Origin of the sequence: Caulobacter radicis (genome assembly GCF_003094615.1) — a bacterium.
Classification (GTDB): Bacteria; Pseudomonadota; Alphaproteobacteria; order Caulobacterales; family Caulobacteraceae; genus Caulobacter; species Caulobacter radicis.
The window spans coordinates 1-13,585 of the sequence record NZ_QDKO01000025.1 but is presented as its reverse complement, the minus strand read 5'-3'; the positions used below and the strand labels follow the sequence as shown (position 1 = coordinate 13,585).

Below are 13,585 nucleotides of genomic sequence, written 5' to 3'. Positions count from 1 at the left end.
GGTCAGTCCTCGAAATCGAAGGTCAGGTCGGCGACGCTAAGGATCGCCGGCGCAGGCGCGCTGGGCGTCCTGGCGGCCCTGGCCGGCGCCGCTTGCAGCGGCGGCCCGCTCGGCCGCGCCGCACACACGCCGAGCCAGTCGTTGGGCGGCGCGCCCGGGGTGTCGAGCGTCTCGGGGGTCTGAACGAACAGCGCTCGCTCCCCGGCGAAAAAGTTGCGCGTCACCGCCGCGATCGTCGGCGCCTCCCAGTAGCGGATCTTGTCGGTGACGAACGGCTTGGCGTTGTTGACGAACAGGAACTGCTTGTCGGCCGCCAGCCCGCGCACGTCCTGCTCGGCCAGGACATAGCGCTCGACCTCGGCCTGGTTGCGGCTGTGATGGCCCTTGCCGAAGGCCAGGCGCGGGTCGCTGAAGCTCTCGCGCATCTCCAGCGCCCGCCCCGCCCGCTTGACCACCCGCTCGATGCTGGTCGGCTCGGAGGTCGCGAAGGCGGCGGTGACGTGGCAGTTGTCGAAGATCGAGGTGTGGACGCCGTAGTACTTGAAGACGTCGTTGAACGACTGGCAGATCAGGTGCGCGACGATGCCGTAGCCGGCCATCTCCCCCAGCGCGTTCTCCAGGAACGGCAGCGGGCCAAGCTTGGGAAACTCGTCGAGCATCATCAGCAGCTTGTGGCGCTTGGGCCGCCCGCGGCTGTCGGCGTCCACCGTCTCCATCAGGCTGTTGAGGCTCTGGCGCAGCATCACCCGCACCATGAAGGCCAGGCGATCGGCATGGGCCTGTGGAGTGATCAGGTAGAGGCTGACCGGCGCCTTCGCGCAGACCAGGTCGCCGATGCAGAAGTCCGAGGCGCTGGTGGCGTGGCACACCAGCGGATCGGCCCACAGGGCCAGCGACTTCTGCGCCGTGGCCAGCACGCTCGAGCGCACCCTGGGCTCCATCGACCGGAACGCCGTCGCGCCAAGCCAGACCTCGGGATGGATCTCGGCGATGGGCTCGAGGTCATCGTCGCGCGCCAGGCCGTCCGCGGCGGCCGGGTCGGGACGCCAGCGGTGCTGGGTGGCCAGCATGGCGTCCAGCGTCGCCTCGATGTCGATCAGCAGCCGACGGACATGGGCCAGGGTCTTGTGCTCGTCGGGCTCGGCGTAGAGGCAGTGCAGGATCACGCCGGTGAAGAAGTTGGCCGCGCTCTGGTCGAAGAAATCGAGATTGCCGCCCTTCAGTCCGATCGGGTCGACCAGGATGCCGACGATGTTCTGGATGTCGGCGATTTCCATGGGACCCTTGCGGACCTCGAACAACGGGTTCCAGCGCGCGGTGTTGGGATCGGTCGGGGCGAAATAGAAGGTGTGCGAGAAGGTGCGGCGATGGTCGGCGGTGATGTGCCAGAGTTCGCCCTTGCGGTCGTAGGCGAACAGGCTTTCGCCCCAACTGACCATGGAGGGCACCACATGGCCCGCCCCCTTCCCCGAGCGCGAAGCGCCCACGATCACGCAGTGGACCAGCATGACGATGCTGAGGAGCCGGCCCTTCAGGCGGCCCAGCACCCTGCCCTGCAACCTTGCCCCCGCCACAAGCCCGGCGCGCCGGGCGTCCGCCAGATCGCCCCAGGCGGCCTTGCCGAAGGGCCCGGGCCGCGCCACGAACCGACGCGTCAGGCCGATGACCATCAGCAGCGGCCAGAGAAACACCGCAAGCCCGATCAGGGCGGCCTGGTCGAAGACCTGCGGATAGGTCCCGGCCCAGCGGCCGTACCAGGCCAGGAACGCCCACGGCGCATAGAGCCGCACGGGCCCGACCACGCCCCAGCCGGGGCCGAAGGCGGCCGGATAGCCAAACTGCAGGGCCGCCGACTGACCGGCCGCCCATGACCCCGCCACCATGCCCGCCAGGCCAAGGACCAGGATCGCGAGCGCCTTGGGCCCCTTGGCCATCATCGCCTCCAAGCCCCCGCGCGATAGTCGAGCAAGGGCCGGCGGCCGTTTCAATCCGTCAATTCTAGGGGGCTAGGGCTCGGGCCCCAGGAACGGAACCTTGCCCTTGGCCAGGCCCAGAACCTTGTTCAGGCCCTTCTGCTGGGCCGCCACCGGGTGACGGGCGATCGCCTCGACCACCCGCCGGTCGACCTCGCGCACCGCCTGGCCGACGCCAAGAGCCATTTGCGAGGGCGCGACCAGGGCGTCCTCGCCCAGTTCCCTGGCGACCATCAGGCGGGTTCGGGTGCGCGCCACCGCTCCGATACGCGCGTCGGCTCGCCTGATCTTGCGCTCCAGGGTCCGTCCTTCACGCCGCGCCGCCTCGGCGGCCTGCTTTTCGGGATCCAGTCGCGCGGCCAGGAAAGCCCGTCCCTCGGGACCGCGCAGCCAGTCGCGCCGCACCGCATAGCCGATCTCCGCCAGGCGCGCGGCCTGCCGGGCGCGGGCCAGGGCGTTGAGCTCGGCATGGGCCGCCCAGATCATCCGCGCCGGATTGGGATCCAACGGGCCAGGCTGGCGCGCCTGGCCCGCCCACGGGCGATCCTGCCTTCGGTGGCGATCAGCGTCCCCTTGGCCAGCGCCCGCGCCGAGGCCGCCTCGGCCAGAACCTCGCGCACGATATCGCCGGCCCGGGGCGCAGCGGGCCGCTGCAGGCGGCCAAGTTCGCGCGCCCAGCCGTCGCGTTCGGCGATCATGGTGGCGTGGATCGTCTCGAATTCGCGGATCACCGCGCCGATCGGATAGGGTCCGCGCGTCAGGCCCTCGGCCATCCGGTCTTCCAGATCGCGCAGCCTGGCCGGCCCGTCCTTGCGCGCCTGGTTGCGCTCGCGAACCCGGCGGTTGATGTCGCCGCGGTCGGAGGCCTCGCCGCGTCGCTCCATGCCCGAGGCAGACGGGCCCAGGTGGATGGTGGGCTCGCGCGCCTCGCCCTGGTCGGCCAGGCTGTGGTGCGTCACCTGCGGCGCGTCTGGACCCAGGTGCTGGCGCAGATGCCGGTTCTGGATCTCGCACCACTCAAGCCGCAGGGCTCTCACCGCGTCGGGATTGTCCCACTCGCGACCCTTCAGCCCAAAGCCTTCGGGGGTCACCCGCCTTGTGGTGACCAGGATGTGGGCGTGGTGATTGCGCGGATCGCCGTGGGCGTCGGGATCGTGGATCGCGTAGTCGGCGATCATGCCCCGCGCCACCAGGCTGTCCTGAACGAAGGCCCGGACCAGGGCGTGGCGCTGATCATCCGACAGCTCGTGCGGCAGGGAGATCAGCACCTCGCGGGCGGTGCGCGAATCCGCGCGCTTGTCGGCCGCTTCGGCCGCGTTCCACAAGCGCTCGCGATCGGTAAGCGACGCCGGCGCGGCGTCCGGGGCCATCAGACCCGAGAAGGCCACCCCGCCCTTGGCGGTGTAGTCGAAGGTCATCTCCAGGCGCTGGTCGTGCAGGCTGGTCGCGGCGCGATAGGCGGCCGCCGCGACGGCCGATCGGCCGTCGGCGCGCTTGATCGCCTGCACCTCGAGCCGGAACTGCGCCACCGCATCTCCTGGTCCAATTCGCGCCTGGGCGCGGGGATCGCTAAGGGGCTGGCCCCTTGGCTGACGGCGTCATCCCGATGACGCCGGCCGCAGGCATTGCTAGCAATGCATAACTGCGCCCTTGTCACCCACGACAGGTCAGGGGTACGCTCCTCATCATCCGAAATCAACCCGCCGCCCCTCCCGCCTGCCCTTCAACCGGCCGTACGCCATGCCCCCCGACCCCGCCGTCTCCGCGCCTGGCTCCCGCCGCCGCCCCGAAAGCCCGGCCGCTCGCCAGCGGCGTCTGCAGGCTCTCGAGGTCGCCCTGGCCGATCGCGAGCATCGCGCCCGCGAGGCGCTGTCGGGGCTGCGCGGGTCCCTGCCCCGCAACCGCGGACACGTCACGCCGCTGGCCAGGATCGAGGACGACGAAGAGCGCCTGGCTGTGTGGCGCGCCCGGGTCGAACGCCTCGAAGCCCTGCTCGACCAGACCGAACGCAAGCGCGAGACCCGGGCCAAGATCGTGCTGGGGACGACGCTGCTGGCCGAGGCCGCGCAGGATCCCGACGACCCGCTGCTGGCCCGGCTCCTGGCCATCGTCGACGCCCGGGTCCACCGTCCCCGCGACCGGCTGGCGATCGCCGAGACCCTGGGCCTGGCCATCGCCCCGGTGAAGGCGCGGACCGTCCCCGACCTGCCCGATTTCGACGCCATGGCGGCTGAGCGCCTGGCGCAGGAGACCTCGCGCGAGGCGCCCAGCGACGCGCCGGCGCCAGGGCGTCGACGGGGCAAAAAAGGGGGCTGACGCCCCCTCCCCTAGTGCAGGGTCTCGGCGGCGAGCCACCGCTCGAACATCTGATCGATCGCCTCGTCGCACTCGATCCTCCACTGCTCGGCGGTCTTGCCGTCCGGCGGGAAGTCGGCCGCCAGGGTCTGCAGGGTCAGATGGTCGAAGGTCACCACCGAGATCATCCCGGCCTCGGCCAGCGCCAGAAGGTGACGGGTCATGGCTTCGTCGCGTTCGCTCGCCCAGTGACGGATGAAAGCCCCGCCGGCCAGCTTCAGGACGATGCTGTAGCGAGGCTGGCCGCTGGCGATGTGGGCCTGGATCAGTTGACGCTCGAGGTGATCGAACTGGGTCGCGGACATGGGATGACTCCGGCTGGACCGACGCTCCCCTTGAGCGCCTTTGTCCCTCTCCTCCTGTCGGGCCCCGGCCCGTCACCGGAGGGGTCGCGCAGCGGTCCCGGAGGGGAACCCGCGCCAGCGGGTTGACGGGCCGGGTGACAGGATAATCTTCGAAGAGGCGCCCCCAGGCTCAGTCCGGCGGGCTACGCCGTCGCGAGTCGACGGCGGCGAGATCCCGTGGGGATCTCGTCAGCCCGGCCGGCCCCACCGGTCGGACGCGGGACGACGGGCGCCACGGCGCGCCGCCATCGGCGGCCGCCCGCGCCCGGGAAGTCCGCGAGCGCAACCTGGCGGTAGGGCCGCCTCGCCCGCGGCCCCAAGGCCCGCGAGGCCGCCCGGCGCCGCAAGCGGGCCCGGCGCCAACCGCCCGCCGGCGACAAAAGGGGGGCCAAGCCCCCCGGGGTCAGTCGCCGACGTAACCCTGCATCCGCAGCGCCAGCCACTGCTCGAAGAACTGGTGATCCTCCAGCCGCCCTTCGGCGTCCAGCCGATCGCACCAGTCGAGCACAGCGCCGCGCTCGTCGTCCGACATCGCCGCCCAGGCAGCCCGGGCCTTCGCGCGCTCGGCCTGCAGTCGGCCGTGCTCGGCCTGATGTTCGACCAGGGCAAGGTGATCCAGCCACGCGTCCGCCTGCGCGCCGGCCTGCTCTTGAAAGAGAACCGCCGCGGACTGCTGGGCGCCGAGCAGCGAGCGCATGAAGGAAGAGATCGCGTTGAACATCGTGGAGCTCCAACCATCGCTCCTCGTGAGCGACGTTGAACCCGAGGGCCACGGACGGGGTCCCGCAGTCACCACAGCGGCCGACAGGCCGCGAGGGGAACGGCGCAGCCGTTGACTTCGGGTCGTCCGTGTCACGATGGGAAGACGTCGCCAGAAGGCTCAGCAGGCGTGCGCCACACGACGGCGGCGAGATCGCGCCGCCCTCAGCGCCGACTTCCGTCCGGCAGCACGAAGAGCCCCCGCGCCCCGGACCCCGCGCCCGCCGCGACCGCCTCGCTTGAGGGTCGAGGCACGAAGATCGCGTCAATGGGCGGCGCGGCGGCGTCGACCGCCCCCGGAGCCGGGCCCGTGGCCGCATAGAAGGCATGGTCGCCGATCACCGCGCTGGGCGTGCGGCCGCCGAAATGGACGAGCCTGGGCGAGACCTGGCCGGCCGCGGCCCGCGCCGCGACGATGCGCGGGTTCTGGAAATAGAGCGCTTTGCCCGTGGGATCGGGAACGCGCCCCTCCAGCACCAGATTGACCAGGGTGTCGACGCGGGCCCGCTGAACCGGGCTGGCCGCCGGCAAGGCTCGCCAGTCGCCGCCCGCGCGAAGCACCGGCTCGAACTGGGCCCGGGCGTTGAGAACTTGGTCCACGCTCGTCCCCCAGCGCCCGTCGGCGAGACGATTGAGGATGGTGCAGACGACGGCCAGGAGGCCGCTGTCGCCCTGGTTGGCGGCCTCGGCCACCGTGACGCGGGCGATCGCCTCGCGCGCGCCCGGCGCGGCCAAGGCCGCAGTCAGGTCCTCTGCGCGCGCGAACCCGGCCAGCGGGCCCAGAAGCAGCCCCAGGAGAGCCAGAAGCGTCCGGCGCGGCCTCATGCGCCCGGCGCCCAGATCGGGGCGTAGACGCCGAGAATTTCCGAAGCGAGAACCGGACCGTAGTAGCGGCTGTCGAAACTGTTGGGGATCCGTCCGGAAAAGACGACGTACTCGCCCGCGCCCAGGCGCCGGCAACCGCGCCAGCGCGGCAGCCTGCGTCCGCGCCGATCGCGATCGGCGATGGCCCCCAGCGCGCGCCCGTCGATGGAGAGACGGCCATCGGCGCAGGCCAGCCTCCCCTCCCCGGCCGCCACCGCCTTCAGGATGCTGCCCCGCGCCCGACCCGGCTGGGCGAGACGCAGATAGGGCATGGCGGCTGGCGGCGGCCGAAAGGCGATCAGCAAGCCGGGGGCCGGATCGGCGGCGACGCGCCGGTAGAGCCCGACAGGCTCGCTGGGCGAGGTGTTGAGCAGCACCAGCGGCGCATCCAGCAAGGCCGACCCCAGCGCCAGGGGCGCGGGGATCAGGGCGGCCAGGACGAGAGCACCGGAGATGCGCATGCGCTCAGCCTCCCCTACCCCGCCCGACCGTTTCAATCCCCCAGAAATCAGGGGCGGCCGTGGCATGCTCGGGCGGCCCGGTCACTGATCCACCGTGGAAGTTGCCACCTGGCAACCTGCTTCATCCAAGCCCCCTGGCGCGCGCGTCATTCCTGTCGGCGCGCCCCGGCCGCCTCAGGCGCACGAACCTGCTCGGCGTCGCCGCCGCCGGTCACTGATCCCCCGACAAAGTTGCCATGTGGCAACTTGGGGTCTCGGCGACGAAAAAGCCCCGCCGGCTCGGCCGACGGGGCTTCAGAAGCGAATAATCGCTCGCGCCTCAGGCGCTGGGGCGCAGCCGGACCAGCTCGGCCTGCAGGGCGGCGATGAAGTCGGCGTTGGACGCGCCCGCGTCGAGCGCCAGCTCCAGCACCGCCTTGCCCGGTCCCTTCGGCTTGACGGTGAACAAGGTCACCGCCCCGTGCTTGACGACCCGCGTCTCCCCCGCGGCCGTGGGCGCCTCGGTCTTGCCCAGGCCCGCATTGCGCAAGGCCGCGACCACCTTGGCCGGCTCGATATAGGGCTGGCCGGCCTCGCGCCGTGCGGCCTGCTCGGACGAAAGCGTCTTGGCCGCCGCGATCACCCGGCCGCGCTCGGGGTTCTGGGCCAGGACCGGCTTGAGATCACGAGCATGCTTTTCCAGGACCTGCAGATGGTCGCCAAAGGCGGCGACGACTTCGGCCGGCAGGCGGCCAAGGTCCAGGAACTTCGAGAGCCAGGCCTTGGTGACGTCGAGCCGCTCGGCCATGCGCGCGGCCACCCCGCCATAGTAGAGGTCGATGGCGTGCAGATAGTCGACCGCCCGCTCGTAGTCGGAGAGGTCCTTGCGGGCGCGATTTTCGATGTCGGCCAGGCGGAAGGCCTGCTCGTCGGAAAGATCGCGCTCCTCGACGAGATACTTGATCTCGCGGTGCTCGACCTCCCGCAGATAGCTCACCGCCCAGTGGCGGCGGGCCCCGGCGATGACCTCATAGTCGAAGTTCGGATCGTCGGCGACCCGGCGGACAATGGCCGGAAACTCCTGCTTGCCCTGGGCGCGCAGGCCTTCCAGCAGCTCCGAGCAGGTCTCGGGCGTCAACAGATCGTATTTGCGGTTATGGCGCGCCCACATCCGGCAGCGGGCCGGGTCGACCAGGCGCAGGGTCTTTTCCTGCAGGTCGCCCGAAGCCAGGCGCGACAGGCCCATGATCCGGTCATTGACCCGCGGCGGTATCGGGGCGGCGGGAACGACGGGGGCGGGCGCAGCCGCCTCCGCCAAGGCGTCCACCTTCGGGGGATTGGTGACCGCCGCGGGCGGGGCCTCGCCGATCAGGCTGCCCAGGATGTTGCGGTTCTTGCTCGTCGTGGAGGCCATGGCCTTACTCCCCTCCCCTAACCGACGCCCAGGCGGCGCAGCTCGGCGCGATGGCTCGGCCAGGCCTTGCGGATCAGGATCTCGATCTCGCTGTTGAGCCGATCGAGGTTGTTGCGGCAGCGCTCGTGCACCCGGCCGCCGCCGGCGACCTCGTAGACGGTGCGCAGCTGGACGTTGGCGTTGTCGATCTCGGCCGAGTCCAGCAGCGAGTTGCTCAGCATGTCCGAGCCGAACACCGCCGCCATCATCTCGCGGATCTGGATATGGGCGCTCTTGGCCTCGTCGACCTTGGTGGCGACCACGCGCAGGAACTCGTAGCCGTTCTTGGCCAGGCCGTACTGATCGAGCAGGCCGACCGTGTCGACGATCATCCGCAGGAAGTGGGCCGTCGAGGCGAAGTCGACGGTGGACGGCGGCGTGGGGATCAAAAGGGCGTTGGCCGCCCGCAGCACCGCCAGCGAAATCATGCCTAGCGCCGGCGGCGGGTCGAGCAGAACGACGTCATACCGGTCGGCAATACCAGCTATACCATTGCGCAGGCGGTCGAGCAGATCGGGCCTGCCCTTCATCCGCGCGGCGGCTTCGTATTCGGCCTGGTAGAGCCCGAGATTGGCCGGGATCAGGTCGATGCCAGCCCAGCCCGTCGGGCGGATGGCGTAGTCCAGGGTGGCCTCGCCGCCATGCCAGAAGAAGGGCAACAGGGTGTGGTCGTCATCGATGTCGATGTCGGGATTGAACCCGAACACCGTCGTCGAGGAGGCCTGGCTGTCGCAGTCGATAATCGCGACGCGATAACCCTTTAGCGCCAGATATTGAGCGATGTGGCAGGTCAGGGTCGACTTGCCCACGCCGCCTTTGAAGTTCTGCACCGCCAGTACGATCGGCGGGTCGCCCTCGGCCCGGCGCGGGCGCGTGCCGAAGAGGTCGCGCATGGCGTTGACCTCGGCCAGGCTATAGCCCTCGCGCCGACCGCTCTCGGTCATACGCGGCGGCGGAAGACGCCCTTCGGCCTCGGCCTGCCGTATGGCCTCCGGGGTCCTACCGACCATCTCGGCGGCCTTGCTGATCGGGAAGCGGGTGTCGACGACCTTCTCGACGCCCGGGGCGAACACCGTCTCGCGCAAGCGGGTGATCACATGGTCGGCGCGGTTGGTCAGATTGGTCAGCGCATCGAACAGCACGGGTCCGGTGGCGGCTTCGGTCGCCAAGGCGGTCGTGTTCATCACCCCTCCACTTTGCAAATTTCGATGAGACTAGACGATATTTGCAAAGTTGTCGTTGGGGAGCGTAAACAAAACCTTAACCGTCAAGCGTCGCGTCGAGCCCTCAAAGGCTCGAGGCGCGTCGCGCTCGCAACGACTCCCCTGCCCCCGTTAGAAGAAATCGTTATCGACGAAAGTTAGAAGGGTTAAGCGGCCGGCGACCGCCTCCAAAGCCCTGCCTGGCAAGGGTTTGCCAAAGAGGCCGGTCACCGATCCCCCGACACTAAGGTCACTGATCCCCCGATGGACCGGTCACCGATCCCCCGAGGAAAAGGTCACTGATCCCCCGAGGGCTGGCGACGCCGGTCGAGCATCTCGTCCAGGCTCGCCGCGCGCGCATCCTCGCGGACCCGGCGCGAATCGGCGGCGGCCAGGGCGTCGAGCTCGGCCTTGATTCGGGCGCGCTCGGCCGCGTCGCGCCGCACGAAATGGACGGCCGCAGCCCCGTCTCGGGTGGTGACCTGGGTCAAGGCGTAGTCGGGCAGGCTGTCGGCGGTGATGATCTTCTTGAGCAGGTAGGTGAACTGCTTGAGCGGTCCCTCGCTGCCCGACTTGTCGTAGAGGACGCTGACCCGGCAGGTCCATCCGCCCTCCTGGTCGCCGGCGTGCTTGCGGGCGATGCGGTAGATGGCCCGCTCCAGCCCGCCGGTCAGCAGGAAGTAGTCCGGATGCAGGGTCAGCAGGGCCCGGTCGCGCATCAGGCCCTCATAGACCCAGTTGGACAGGGTCAGGGTCAGGCCGCGCGGCGCGCCGGTGACCGGATCCGACTCCAGCGTCCACTCGTCCAGCCAGCCGAACTGCGCGCGCTTGTTGCGCTTGGGCGCGCGCAGGGACGTCTCGATCGTCGTCGACTGCAGGCGCTCCAGAGCCGCCTGCAGCTCGCGATAGCCGGCCCCACCGGTGTCGCGGTGGATGGCCTTGAGCAGGTCGTAGGAGGTGGTGTGGATGGTGCGCGGAATGTCGTTGTCGCCCCGGTCGCGCAGCTTGTTCAGGTGCGAGGTCGCCCAGATCAGGATGTCGGCGTCCCAGATGGTGGCGATGCCGAACTGGGGGTTGGCGCTGACCCGGACATGGACGTCGCCGTCGGGCGAGACGTACTCGATGGGCTTGAGGCGCTTGCGCTTGCCCAGCGAGAAGAACGGCCGCTCCATCAGCTCGCGCTGGTCCTTCCAGGCCAGGTCCGCGACCTGGGGGATGAAGAGATCGAACTCTTGATTACGAATCGCGCGCTTGGACATGTCGGGGTCCATTGTGCGCCCCCGGCCCGGCCGACGCAAAAGCCCGCCCAGCCGTCCTGTCAGCCGCGCGCCCTTCATCGCTGAACGGCGACCCGGCGCCAGCAGCCGGAAAGTTGCCACGTGGCAACTCCCGGCCATAACGGTGGATCAGTGACCGACGCGGGCCTGGCCCATCGCCACGCCCCCAGCCCCGGCGACCGCGGCCACACGCCGGCCCTGGAAGTTGCCACGTGGCAACTCCGACCGTTTGGCTCTCAAACGACCGTCCAGGCCCGCAGGACCGCCCGCGCCGTCCGCAGCGCGCCACCCGGGACCGAAGGCGCAAAGCCGCCATCTGGCGCGGCTCCGCCCTGTCGGTGGATCAGTGACCGGAACGGCCCGCCCCGGATCGGGGCGGGCCTGCGGGCCTTAGCCGGCTTCGCCAGGCTCGGGCTCGGGATTGGCCTCGGGACGGTCGAGCGATTTGAGCTCGTGGCCGGGACCGGCGACGACGATCTTGGTGAAGTAGTGTTCCTTGCCGTCCTTGTCGGTGTAGCGCTCGTTGCGGATCTCGCCCTCGACATAGACCTTGGAGCCCTTGGCCAGCACCCGGCCCTCCAGCCACTTCACCGTGCCGGGGCTCCAGACCTCGACCTGGTGCCAGGTGGTGAAGTCCTGCCGCTCGCCTTCCTTCTTGCTGTAGCGGCTGGTGGCGACCCGCAGCACCGCGTAGGCCTTGCCCTTCTGGGTGGTGCGGATCTCGCTGTCCGCGCCGGTGAAGCCGATCAGTTGCGCCTTGTTCAGCATGGTCTTTCTCCGTCTCCCGCCGGGAAGGGCCCCGGCGGTCCGCGGCCTCGCCGCGATCACGGGCCCTGGCTGGGCGGGGAAGGAGGGACGGGCCCAAGCCCGCGGCGGCTGGACGCCGGCCTGCACGAAAGCGCAGCGCAGGAAGGCCGGAGGCTCCGGCCAGAGCGCCTGGCCTGGCCAGGTCGGCTTGGACCCGGCCCGCCCCGCCCTAGGGACGACGTGATCGATCGCGGCGAGGTCGCTACCCGCGGGCCTGCATCCGCCAGAGCGCGAAAGAGCCGCTGACCCAGGGCGCGAGCGGCTTCACCGCCGCGGGCGGCGAGCCCCAACGCCCGAACGGCAGGGGAGGACGCCATGAGGGTCGCCGCCAGACGCGCCAGAGGCCGCAAGCAGGCGCGCCCAGGATCCGCCGCCGCCGCCGCCAGCTCGCCGTCGGCCCGCGGCGCGCCAAGCGGCCAGCAGGGCAGGGCGGCCAGGGCCCAGATCTCTGTCGAGGCGATCCCTCTCGACGCCGCCGACCTGGACGGCGGCCCGCCGCCAGGGTCGTCGCCGGTCCGAAACGACGGCCGCACGAACGAATCGCCAACCCCAAGCCGTCGTGGCCGGCAAGGGCGCAGGCCCAATATCTGGACGGCCGTTCCGGGTTCATTCCCTCCCACCGCGAGGCCAGGCGGCGCGGCGAGGACCGCCGCGCCGAAAGGCGGGCTACCTCGCCGGCCGGATCGGCACGCAGCGGACGCCGCGCTCGGCCGCCTTCTGGGCCAGGTTGAGGGCCGGACCGAACGGCCGCTCGGCCGCGTTGGGGTGCGGCTGGAGGCTCGCCGCCAGGGTCAGGACGCAGACCGGCTCCAGGTCCAGCAGCGCGTCATTGGCCTTGAACAGGGCCGCGCGGCCCGCGCGGTCGAAGTCGGGCCTGGCCAGGACGAGCTTGACGCGCTTCTGCCTGGCCCAGCTGATGGCCAGCGTCTCGCCGCCCCGCGCCCCGCAGGTGGCCAGGGCCATGTCGGGCCAGGTCTCCAGGGCCCAGTTGAGGGCGTCGAAGATGCGCCCGCCGTCGAGCGGGGTGCCGGCGCCCGGCGCGGCCCGGAAGGCGACCACGGCGCAGCCTGGATCGACCGCCTGCTGGCGACGGGCCTTCATCGCCCGCACCGCCTCGCGCGCCTCGACCTGGGCGGCGGTGACGCGCGAGCCGCGCACGCTGCCGCGCCAGGGCGTCCACACCTCGCCGGTGGCCGCCCGGTAGGTCTCGGCGGCGGCGTCGCGCACCAGGTCGGCGGCCAGGGCCGCCACGTCGGCCGCGCGGGTCCGCGCCGTCGCCGCCTGCAGGTCGGTGTCGGCGACCTCCGAGGCGTCGAAGTCGCGCAGCAGGCGGTTGATCTCGTCACGGCCGCGATCGGCCTCCCGGTCGATGCGCTGGGAGGCCGAATGGAAGGCGCCGATCAGGGCCTCGCAGAGCACGCCCTGGAAGTCCTCCAAGGCGGTCTCGCCGACGAGGTCGAGCAGCTCGGTCATCAGCGCCTGGCCCAGCTGGACGAGGGCCTCCTCGGGCGGATGCGGGCGCGGATCGTCCAGGTCGAGCGCCTGGGCCTCCAGGGGCGTCAGGCGGCCGGTGAGGGGAGGGGGCTGAACGGTCATGGGAAAGCTCCTGGGCTTGAGGTCGGAACGAGCCCTTCGGCTCGCGACCGCCCTCCGCGCCGCCGGCCCGGCGGCCGCCGCAGGGGCTTTGAGCGCAGCGTCCCTTGCGGCGGCCTCCGGACGGTGGCGAGGTCGCCAGGGCCAAGGGCCCGTTCCGGCCAGGCTCCAGGCCGCCTTCCCGGCCAACCGATCAGACCCCGCGTCGCGCCGTCCCTAAAGCCCCGCGGCTCCCCGGATCGGCCGGGCCCGATAGGCGCGGGCGCGGTGGCCCTCGCAGTAGCACGCCCGTCCCGTCGGGGTCGGCGCGACGGGCCGGCCGCACCAGCTGAAGGCGCCGTCCCCAGGATCGCCGATCGGCCAGCGGCAGGCCCGGCGGGGCAGGGCGGCCAGATCAGCCGCCAGCCCGACCGCATCGACGGGCGCGGCCCGCGGCCGAGCCAGCGCCGCGGCCGCTGGGGCCCCGCCGGAGGGCGGCGGCGGGGGAGGGGAGGGGGCCTTGCGCCGGAGCCGGGGCC

The 13,585-nt window shown here is 71.2% G+C and carries 14 protein-coding genes; 1 reads left to right on the top strand and 13 read right to left on the bottom strand.

Going from position 1 to position 13,585, the window contains the following annotated elements; all coding sequences use genetic code 11:
* Nucleotides 1–2: 2 nt before the first annotated feature.
* From DDF62_RS15810 to mobQ, 3 genes are all read right to left on the bottom strand, one after another.
* Nucleotides 3–1,934: a type IV secretory system conjugative DNA transfer family protein gene (locus DDF62_RS15810; RefSeq protein ID WP_116490142.1), complete on the bottom strand. Its 1,932-nt coding sequence runs from the start codon at nucleotides 1,932–1,934 to the stop codon at nucleotides 3–5.
* 72 nt (nucleotides 1,935–2,006) lie between these two features.
* The gene (locus DDF62_RS26250) at nucleotides 2,007–2,480 is read right to left on the bottom strand and encodes a hypothetical protein (RefSeq protein WP_244286840.1); all 474 of its coding nucleotides are present in this window, start codon (nucleotides 2,478–2,480) and stop codon (nucleotides 2,007–2,009) included.
* Nucleotides 2,456–3,502: a MobQ family relaxase gene (gene mobQ / locus DDF62_RS15805; protein WP_244286839.1), complete on the bottom strand. Its 1,047-nt coding sequence runs from the start codon at nucleotides 3,500–3,502 to the stop codon at nucleotides 2,456–2,458. Before mobQ ends, DDF62_RS26250 begins: the two co-directional genes overlap by 25 nt.
* Before the next feature lie 211 nt (nucleotides 3,503–3,713).
* Between mobQ and DDF62_RS15800 the strand changes: the two genes are divergently transcribed.
* Entirely contained in the window at nucleotides 3,714–4,289 is a 576-nt protein-coding gene (locus DDF62_RS15800; protein WP_116489988.1) for a hypothetical protein, read from the top strand.
* 11 nt (nucleotides 4,290–4,300) lie between these two features.
* Here the strand turns inward: DDF62_RS15800 and DDF62_RS15795 are convergent, their stop codons facing one another.
* From DDF62_RS15795 to DDF62_RS15750, 10 genes are all read right to left on the bottom strand, one after another.
* Entirely contained in the window at nucleotides 4,301–4,633 is a 333-nt protein-coding gene (locus DDF62_RS15795) for a hypothetical protein (protein WP_116489987.1), read from the bottom strand.
* A 442-nt stretch (nucleotides 4,634–5,075) separates the two neighbouring features.
* Nucleotides 5,076–5,393, bottom strand: coding sequence for a hypothetical protein (locus DDF62_RS15790; RefSeq protein WP_116489986.1), 318 nt, complete (start codon nucleotides 5,391–5,393; stop codon nucleotides 5,076–5,078).
* Between the two features lie 203 nt (nucleotides 5,394–5,596).
* Nucleotides 5,597–6,256 (bottom strand): cell wall hydrolase, encoded by a 660-nt coding sequence (locus DDF62_RS15785; RefSeq protein ID WP_116489985.1) that lies wholly within the window; start codon nucleotides 6,254–6,256, stop codon nucleotides 5,597–5,599.
* On the bottom strand, nucleotides 6,253–6,756 hold the full coding sequence (locus DDF62_RS15780; protein WP_116489984.1) for a S26 family signal peptidase: 504 nt from the start codon (nucleotides 6,754–6,756) through the stop codon (nucleotides 6,253–6,255). Before DDF62_RS15780 ends, DDF62_RS15785 begins: the two co-directional genes overlap by 4 nt.
* A 319-nt stretch (nucleotides 6,757–7,075) precedes the next feature.
* The gene (locus DDF62_RS15775) at nucleotides 7,076–8,149 is read right to left on the bottom strand and encodes a ParB/RepB/Spo0J family partition protein (protein ID WP_116489983.1); all 1,074 of its coding nucleotides are present in this window, start codon (nucleotides 8,147–8,149) and stop codon (nucleotides 7,076–7,078) included.
* A gap of 17 nt (nucleotides 8,150–8,166) precedes the next feature.
* A complete protein-coding gene (locus DDF62_RS15770) occupies nucleotides 8,167–9,372 on the bottom strand; it encodes an AAA family ATPase (RefSeq protein ID WP_116489982.1) in 1,206 nt (401 codons plus the stop codon).
* Between the two features lie 314 nt (nucleotides 9,373–9,686).
* Entirely contained in the window at nucleotides 9,687–10,649 is a 963-nt protein-coding gene (locus tag DDF62_RS15765; protein WP_116490141.1) for a replication initiator protein A, read from the bottom strand.
* 408 nt (nucleotides 10,650–11,057) lie between these two features.
* Nucleotides 11,058–11,435 (bottom strand): single-stranded DNA-binding protein, encoded by a 378-nt coding sequence (locus DDF62_RS15760; protein ID WP_116489981.1) that lies wholly within the window; start codon nucleotides 11,433–11,435, stop codon nucleotides 11,058–11,060.
* Nucleotides 11,436–12,140: 705 nt separating this feature from the next.
* Nucleotides 12,141–13,070 carry a DUF2493 domain-containing protein gene (locus tag DDF62_RS15755; RefSeq protein WP_116489980.1) on the bottom strand — a complete coding sequence of 310 codons (930 nt, stop codon included), beginning with the start codon at nucleotides 13,068–13,070 and terminating at the stop codon, nucleotides 12,141–12,143.
* Between the two features lie 213 nt (nucleotides 13,071–13,283).
* Nucleotides 13,284–13,585 (bottom strand): GcrA family cell cycle regulator (locus tag DDF62_RS15750; protein WP_279629668.1); only part of this gene is annotated, 302 nt, incomplete at its 5' end.

Coding starts and splice junctions, on each gene's coding strand:
- DDF62_RS15810 (WP_116490142.1), bottom strand. CDS start 1,934: ATGGCCAAGGGGCCCAAGGCGCTCGCGATCCTGGTCCTTGGCCTGGCG.
- DDF62_RS15800 (WP_116489988.1), top strand. CDS start 3,714: ATGCCCCCCGACCCCGCCGTCTCCGCGCCTGGCTCCCGCCGCCGCCCC.
- DDF62_RS15795 (WP_116489987.1), bottom strand. CDS start 4,633: ATGTCCGCGACCCAGTTCGATCACCTCGAGCGTCAACTGATCCAGGCC.
- DDF62_RS15790 (WP_116489986.1), bottom strand. CDS start 5,393: ATGTTCAACGCGATCTCTTCCTTCATGCGCTCGCTGCTCGGCGCCCAG.
- DDF62_RS15785 (WP_116489985.1), bottom strand. CDS start 6,256: ATGAGGCCGCGCCGGACGCTTCTGGCTCTCCTGGGGCTGCTTCTGGGC.
- DDF62_RS15780 (WP_116489984.1), bottom strand. CDS start 6,756: ATGCGCATCTCCGGTGCTCTCGTCCTGGCCGCCCTGATCCCCGCGCCC.
- DDF62_RS15775 (WP_116489983.1), bottom strand. CDS start 8,149: ATGGCCTCCACGACGAGCAAGAACCGCAACATCCTGGGCAGCCTGATC.
- DDF62_RS15770 (WP_116489982.1), bottom strand. CDS start 9,372: ATGAACACGACCGCCTTGGCGACCGAAGCCGCCACCGGACCCGTGCTG.
- DDF62_RS15765 (WP_116490141.1), bottom strand. CDS start 10,649: ATGTCCAAGCGCGCGATTCGTAATCAAGAGTTCGATCTCTTCATCCCC.
- DDF62_RS15760 (WP_116489981.1), bottom strand. CDS start 11,435: ATGCTGAACAAGGCGCAACTGATCGGCTTCACCGGCGCGGACAGCGAG.
- DDF62_RS15755 (WP_116489980.1), bottom strand. CDS start 13,070: ATGACCGTTCAGCCCCCTCCCCTCACCGGCCGCCTGACGCCCCTGGAG.